The organism is Pedobacter sp. 01N416, assembly GCF_056399685.1.
In genome coordinates, this window is record NZ_JBFTRT010000252.1 from 1 (window position 1) to 6,841 (window position 6,841).

General features: G+C 36.1%; 8 protein-coding genes. 6 read left to right on the forward strand and 2 right to left on the reverse strand.

What is annotated here, in order from left to right:
* The first annotated feature begins 127 nt into the window (after positions 1-127).
* Entirely contained in the window at positions 128-529 is a 402-nt protein-coding gene (locus tag AC1DND_RS14910; RefSeq protein ID WP_477582728.1) for a hypothetical protein, read from the forward strand.
* Positions 530-911: 382 nt separating this feature from the next.
* Here the strand turns inward: AC1DND_RS14910 and AC1DND_RS14915 are convergent, their stop codons facing one another.
* Positions 912-1,460, reverse strand: coding sequence for a hypothetical protein (locus AC1DND_RS14915; protein ID WP_477582730.1), 549 nt, complete (start codon positions 1,458-1,460; stop codon positions 912-914).
* A gap of 50 nt (positions 1,461-1,510) precedes the next feature.
* Between AC1DND_RS14915 and AC1DND_RS14920 the strand changes: the two genes are divergently transcribed.
* The 5 genes from AC1DND_RS14920 to AC1DND_RS14940 all read left to right on the forward strand — a co-directional run bounded on the left by AC1DND_RS14920 (position 1,511) and on the right by AC1DND_RS14940 (position 5,339).
* Positions 1,511-2,353 (forward strand): hypothetical protein, encoded by an 843-nt coding sequence (locus tag AC1DND_RS14920; RefSeq protein ID WP_477582732.1) that lies wholly within the window; start codon positions 1,511-1,513, stop codon positions 2,351-2,353.
* A 14-nt stretch (positions 2,354-2,367) separates the two neighbouring features.
* On the forward strand, positions 2,368-2,760 hold the full coding sequence (locus tag AC1DND_RS14925; RefSeq protein ID WP_477582733.1) for a hypothetical protein: 393 nt from the start codon (positions 2,368-2,370) through the stop codon (positions 2,758-2,760).
* A gap of 297 nt (positions 2,761-3,057) precedes the next feature.
* On the forward strand, positions 3,058-3,189 hold the full coding sequence (locus AC1DND_RS14930; RefSeq protein WP_010599262.1) for a hypothetical protein: 132 nt from the start codon (positions 3,058-3,060) through the stop codon (positions 3,187-3,189).
* Positions 3,190-3,516: 327 nt separating this feature from the next.
* Entirely contained in the window at positions 3,517-4,065 is a 549-nt protein-coding gene (locus AC1DND_RS14935; RefSeq protein WP_477582735.1) for a hypothetical protein, read from the forward strand.
* A 59-nt stretch (positions 4,066-4,124) separates the two neighbouring features.
* The gene (locus AC1DND_RS14940) at positions 4,125-5,339 is read left to right on the forward strand and encodes a hypothetical protein (RefSeq protein ID WP_477582737.1); all 1,215 of its coding nucleotides are present in this window, start codon (positions 4,125-4,127) and stop codon (positions 5,337-5,339) included.
* Positions 5,340-5,505: 166 nt separating this feature from the next.
* Here AC1DND_RS14940 and AC1DND_RS14945 read toward each other — a convergent pair whose 3' ends face one another.
* Positions 5,506-6,804, reverse strand: coding sequence for a protein kinase domain-containing protein (locus AC1DND_RS14945; RefSeq protein ID WP_477582739.1), 1,299 nt, complete (start codon positions 6,802-6,804; stop codon positions 5,506-5,508).
* Between the last annotated feature and the right edge of the window lie 37 nt (positions 6,805-6,841).

Below are 6,841 nucleotides of genomic sequence, written 5' to 3' on the forward strand. Positions count from 1 at the left end.
TGACGGTTTCGTTTCATGAGTGACATCGTATAAGTAGGTTACCCAACTCAATTTGTCGCTATAAATAACTATAACAAACATACAAAAAGTTCGTACGAAAAGCAAACTTTTTATTTATTTAATTAAAATGTCTAGGCAAATCTCTAAGAGAACAAAAAATGTTAATCAAATAAAAAAGATTGCAAAAGAGATTGGCGCTTCTTCGCGTTTAATATCACTTTGGGTAGACGTTGATTATACCACTGTGAGTGGGTGGAATTCTAATACATCACAGCCTAGCTATGAAAATCTAAATGAAATAGGGGAACTGTTAGAACAAGATAATCGTGATCTACTGGAACCGCAGGGGCGAATTGATACAGGGTTGGCCAAGGCTTTAGAGCAAGAGTTGAAGAGATTGCACAAAGAAGAAGGCATACCCTATGAGGTTGAAAAATTGGACAAAAAGGGTGTGAGTGTTAGGGTTAATAATCCTGAGCTGGTAAAGAGATTGAGGGAGTTTGCGGAAGGTTACAGAAAGAATAAGTAGCTGTATTGCGTGAATACGTTTACAATAATGGCGATAAATCATTGGCCGAACGCCCTAATAAAAGAACAAATAACACCAAAACAGTGAAAGAAATAGGGAGTTTGTTTGAGCGGTTGAGAAATAGACACGAAAAAACAAGCTCCCCCTATTTTTGTAGCGCTGAGCATTAAAGCATTATTTAGGTCTTATCGATTGTTGACGGATGTAAGGATTCTCTGTAGGGGAAATTGCCATTAGCACCCAAGAAAAAGATGGAGAAAGCCATTCCCGCAAATGAAATAATAGATCTTTTCAAAAAAACATTGAGTGAAAGCATTGAAAAGACAGCTCCGTAAAACCATCGGCAATAAAAACCCAAAAAGCAATGTTGTTATCATCATAATTAGAACGTTTTAAAACCACTAATAAAACTATAGCTAGTCTTTGTATTCTTCAAAGAGCTATGAAATTTCATCCCGAAGTTGTTTTTATAATTTATTACGAACTCCAAATCTGTAAACTCTGATGATTCAAAAAACACTGGTTTTTTGTCTGCAACTGCTGTATGATAATAATGACCATTCAAGATAATTGATTCGCCACTTTTCAATCGAACACATTGCAACGTGCCTAGATCAATTTGCATTGAATGAGGTGATAGATGAAGTTGAGGATAATAGGCGTCGCAATTAGAGATGTTTTCAAGTTTGATTGTCAATTTATATGATATTAGAAATTCTTCGTTTCCAACATCAGGAGCATCCAAACCGAAAGTAAAAAACCTATTGCTTGGATTTATCTGATGAGGTTCAGAAATAACTTGAATATGAATCTTAGGTCTTAATCTTAAAAGCCAGTTAGCTATAAAAAATAATATTGATGTGGCAATAAAAACTATAACTCCAGTTACAAAATCTTTACTATCAAATAATGATGAGAGCGTAGCGAACATCTTCAAATATAATATATCTTTACAATAATCTACCAACGAATATGCTTCTAGTGAAACAAAAAACAACAACAGAAAATAAGCTAGGACAAAGTAGAATTATTACTAAACAGCCTATTCAACATCACATTACAATTACAAACAAATTACCGCCTAACAATTCAAAACTATTTGACTTTACAATAATTGACCTACTATCCTTTCTATTAAGCTTGGCTACAGCTATTATTGCTCTAAGAGTGTGGAAGCTTACTCAAGAACAAACAAAATCAGCAATTAAATCAGTCGAGTTAGCTGAAAAAGTTTTTATTGACAATAAACTTACGAATGACCACAGTTTAACTTTACAACAACAAGCTGCAGATAGAGAAAAAAAGGAAACTGAAAGAAGACATCAAATTGAAAAAGATAGATTTGAAATTGAAAATGCACCATTTCTAGAGCTTGAACAACTATTGATTAAAAGGACACAATTAACAGTTACAGGAATAGAATTTAGCGTACGGAATCTTGGTAAATTTCCGGTTAAAATAACGAAACAAGCTTTTATGTTAACGCCAATAACTAAAACAGATAATCACATTAAGCTAGATATCAATGCACATTGGAATAATTTACTTAATAGGCCACTTGAAGATAAAATTCAGTACCTCACAAACCAAACACCAATACTTTACAACAGAGATTCTGAACATACTAATAACGGTTTTGAAGATTTTCCTGCAATTTTTGAAGATCAACAAATATTCTTCACTGGCTACATTGAATACTTAAACTTAATTAATAAAGAGCGAATGATTTACAGATTTATAGCAAGTCCAGTAAGTTATAATGGAACGAGATTTAGCTTTTGGTTTAATGAAAATGAAATTTTAAAATCATTTCTAACAGCATAAATAATTTTAAAACTATGGATATAAAATTTTCTTCTAAAACAACAATAAATGGTAACACTAAAAATGGTGGTGAGTTAGATAATATAATTGAAACATATTTATTACGTCCTGGTTCGCTTGAAGGCACTAAAAACAAGGTATTAAGTGCTTGGTTACAAACTAATCTCAATCATTTTGAAGCTATTAAACCACTAAAATTACACACAACATCTTGCATAGAGTTGTTTACCGATACATCTGATGATGGGAATTCAGATTACACTTTCACGTATGAAGTAAGTTCATTCTGGTATAAGTGCCTACAGATGTTTCCAAATAGGGAGTTTTCTCTACTTGAAAAAGATGAAAATTACCTAATCACTTTTGTTGCGAGCAAAGACCTTGAAATAATTGTATTAAAGGACTAATTTATCTTCCACCTTTGAAGAACTTGTCAAACGCATAAAATTTCCAATAGTCGTACTGATCATCTTCTTCCTCAGGCTTATTTTTTTTTGTGATTCACTAAGGTAACAATAAATTTGATAGACCGTCCTTCCTTAGGTCTAAAGTCTGGTAAAATATAAGGCTTCAAATAGCTCAGGAAGAATCTCTAAATATCTCTATCGTTTTACGGTAAACCGTAAATTAGTTGATTCGAGTTAGATTAGCTTTGTATAGGGCTCATATCGGTCCGAGAACTAATTATAATTTAAAAATTTATTATGGAAGCAATCAAACCTGGGCCTAAACCAAAAACAGAGGAAGGAAATGACGATAAGAGAAGGAGAGTTCTGCCAGAAACCAAACCGAAACATCCTGATCTGAAGCCGCACATCCACAAACCAAAGGATTAAGCTTATTGGCATGAGGTTTTGTAGCCTCATGCCTAATACCCCCCCTTTATAGTTACAAAATTGAAATTTGCTTCCCTGTATTTAAACGGGTATTTCATGTGAATAGGTGCTCGTTCCGTAAATTGTGTAATTCACCCAGGTGCAGTTTGGAATCGAATCCTTGGTCTACTACTACCGAAATCCCCTAGTTTCAACCCAATTGAAACAATTGCTGTTAGCACCTATGATTTCAGACCAAATGCCACAAACATGATGAATTTGATTGAACCAAGAATTCGTGAGACTTAATTTTTATATTTGGTTTACATAATTATAAAACGCTCGAATATGCCCATATTAAACAACTCTTGGTTTGAACTACATGAGGATTCAAATGACCTTAACAACGTTATCAGATTCATTGAAACCCTGCCAGATAATCTAAAAGAGCTTTGCAAGCACGAATCATTCATAGATCTTTTAGACAATGATTTTAAACGTTATAGGATAAATTACTTCCTTTTCAATGAGGCTTTTGAAGAGGCAAGAGATATTCTCAATTTCGACCTACAAATATTGAAAATCCAGATTTCTGAGAATAACGACAAGAGAATGGAAACCTTGGAAACTTTCAATGAAATCCTAGGTACCATAGGCTTTAACGGCTCCTCACTGAAGCTGAAGGCAGGATTGATCAATAAACTTTGGGACAGCGTAATCGCCGCAGGTAATGGAATCATTACCTTTGCAAATAACCCGGTTGTAAAGGCCTTGAGAAAATTTTTGAGTTACCTGAATTCGCTCTTAGAGAGTTTAAAAGAACTATTGCCAGGAATTGATGCTATTAAAGAAATAAAAGAAGTTATCGAAAGCTATCTAGGTATGGCTGATGAATAACACTCCAGGTCCTAGTTAAAATAAAAAAATGGATCTACCCCTATTAAAAATTCTGACTGATGGAAAAAGAAACTCAAATGGATCTGAGAGAGAAGCTTATCCGAAGAATCGAGATGAACGGCTGCTCGCTTTTGGATTGGCTTTTAAAGAAACGCAGAAATGTTCATTTCTATGCGGATAAAAGAAAGAAAACAGCAATAGCCAGATTTGAATTCAGCCCAGAAAAACTGGTTTGGGGAAATGATTGTTTTATTGAAGATTTTGTTAATCGAGATGGTGACCCTTTTATTGAGGTAATGCTTGATGTCAAGGCAGATGGATTGATGAACCACTTTAACCGGACCACACACAAACACTTTCTTTCAGAAAGCGTCAGTTTTTATTTTACCATCAGGGCTTATTTCCAGGCGGACGGTTATCTCTCGGACGGAAATATCGAACTGCTAGGCATGGAGCAGAAAGCTCTGATTATGTACCACAAAAACTATGAACAGGAGCTTCGACAGAAAAGTATAAAAACCATTGAGGAGACCCGTTTTTTGGACCAAGATGCCTTTGGTTTCTTTACCAGGATCTGGAAAAACGTAGATAACGAAAATGGAATCACGGTCGATTCTTCAAGTCTGAGCTATTTTAAGGAGCTCAATGAGGTGCACCGAAATATCATTTACGGTGTGAGTAGTGCCAACATCTGGGGCAGATACAAAAGTCATTATACGGATGAAAAGTATGACTTTCAAGGAAGAGCTGTATATCCAGTGGCAAGTAATTTTTATGACAGCCGTTATTTCTTTTATCTGGAGGCAGCTATGGAGGAAATCTATACTTATTATGAACGTATTGCCTACCTACTCTATATTTTCCTCAAACCGGAAACCTTTGAACCTTTCTCACTTTCCTTCAATAAACTTTTTGAGCGCCAAACGAAAAAAGAGCTTGAAGAGAAGTTTATCAACCTCTCGGAAAATGAGCACTATCTATGGTTTACCAACCGCATCAAAAAGGAACATAAGAAACTTTCCAATTATCGACATCCATTGGTGCATTACAGACAAAACAGTGGTTTTCTAAAAGGCTCCTATAATGCCTCCAGATCAAGGATTTGGTTAAAAAATGCGATGGATGGACTTGATGGCCTGATCAAAATGGAAAAGGATATGGACGATATCCTAAAATTCGTAAACCAAGAGCTGCAAAACTGTTACATGGCTTTTCAACACACTGTATTGTTGTGTGAAAGCTTGGAGCTCTCTAAAAATGCACCAAATGAATAGTCTTTGCTTCAATTAGTTATATTATCAAGCGATCCAACGATTGCCTACGGCATTAACAGAAGGTGCTAACCACAAATTTCTAAATGTTCCTAACTGAACCATTATGCGCAGCTCAGGATATTGCAATGCCAATGCTTGCCCAATAACTCAAGCTTTGCAGATATCATTACTCTAGAGTTTCCTTTATGATTGGGTGATAGTCGTTAATCGATAAGTTAATACCCAGGGCGCAGCGTTTAAAATTTTGAATGTTCTGATCCTCAAGCTCTAATTCTAAGCTGATCCTAAAAGCGAGATGCTCATCGATCCCCTTGCCTGCCATTTTGACAACATATCCCATTACATACCAACGGTTGTGTGATCGCCCGAGTTCCGCCGCAGCTATAACGGCCTTAGATTTTACCTCAAGGTCCGAAGTCTTCTCATAAATCTTAAAAATCAGACCAATAATCACATCGCAGTAATCAAAATTGAAATTTCTACTATAAACCCATTCACTATAGATAATGCTCAACTCATTTGACAAATCCTTATCCAGCTGGTAAAATAAGTCAAGGATTTCGGATTCCATCTCAAAAAGAATATCCCTCGAACGTGGGTTACGCTTGAGATAAAAAACGAAATTCTCGAATAAATCGCTATCCCAAGTATCGAACTTCTTAATTAGCTGTACCCATTTCTCATCACCTGCCTCATCGATTTTGATGGAATCCTTGGATAGAAAATAAAGCACACGCTTGCGTAATGTATCGACATTTTTGAATCTATGAGCAGTATTGTTTTTGGTACAACGCTCGATAATTGCACCGATTTCACCATCGCCTGAGAGTTCAGAATAAGGAACGCGGCTGCCATCGGTAAAGATATCATGCAAGATCGCGCCGAAAGAGTAAATATCAGCCAGTGGAGTAACTCGTTTAAAGTCCTTTATCTGTTCGGGTGCGGCATACATAACCGTTCCTAACGCGTTATTACTGGTGGTAATCGTCTGAGAGAGGATTTCCTTGTCTTGAGAGATCAAACCAAAATCGGCAAGCTTCCACCTGCCGTTATGAAAAAGGATGTTCTGCGGTTTCAAATCCCGGTGTATCAGTCCCCTGTTGTGGATATATTCCAGCGAGTTTAAAATATCGCCAAGCCCCTCAGGCCGTCTGCGCTCATGTTTACACGTAAGGATCTCATTGCTATAAACATCAGCTGCAATAGGCATCAAAAACCAAGGAGAAGAAGATGTAAGGTCGTCGAAAATAATAGGAATAAAAAGTTCTTCGGGAAGCTTCTTTTGCGTTTTTACTTCTCTGATAAACCGCTGCCTCAACGTTTCACATAGCACAGGATTGGAAATAAATTGCGAGGAAGGACAAAAGGTCTTTCTGGCATAATAATTTCCATCATCACAAAGAACTTCTTCAATCTTACCGAACCCCCCGTCATTGATCAGCGACTTAACTTGCTTAATAACCATACACAAAATTTAATGAGAAGTTTTCTAATTCAAGTAC

Excerpts from the sequence above, each read along its gene's own strand:
- AC1DND_RS14910 (WP_477582728.1), top strand. The coding sequence starts at position 128 with ATGTCTAGGCAAATCTCTAAGAGAACAAAAAATGTTAATCAAATAAAA.
- AC1DND_RS14915 (WP_477582730.1), bottom strand. The coding sequence starts at position 1,460 with ATGTTCGCTACGCTCTCATCATTATTTGATAGTAAAGATTTTGTAACT.
- AC1DND_RS14925 (WP_477582733.1), top strand. The coding sequence starts at position 2,368 with ATGGATATAAAATTTTCTTCTAAAACAACAATAAATGGTAACACTAAA.
- AC1DND_RS14930 (WP_010599262.1), top strand. The coding sequence starts at position 3,058 with ATGGAAGCAATCAAACCTGGGCCTAAACCAAAAACAGAGGAAGGAAAT.
- AC1DND_RS14935 (WP_477582735.1), top strand. The coding sequence starts at position 3,517 with ATGCCCATATTAAACAACTCTTGGTTTGAACTACATGAGGATTCAAAT.
- AC1DND_RS14940 (WP_477582737.1), top strand. The coding sequence starts at position 4,125 with ATGGAAAAAGAAACTCAAATGGATCTGAGAGAGAAGCTTATCCGAAGA.
- AC1DND_RS14945 (WP_477582739.1), bottom strand. The coding sequence starts at position 6,804 with ATGGTTATTAAGCAAGTTAAGTCGCTGATCAATGACGGGGGGTTCGGT.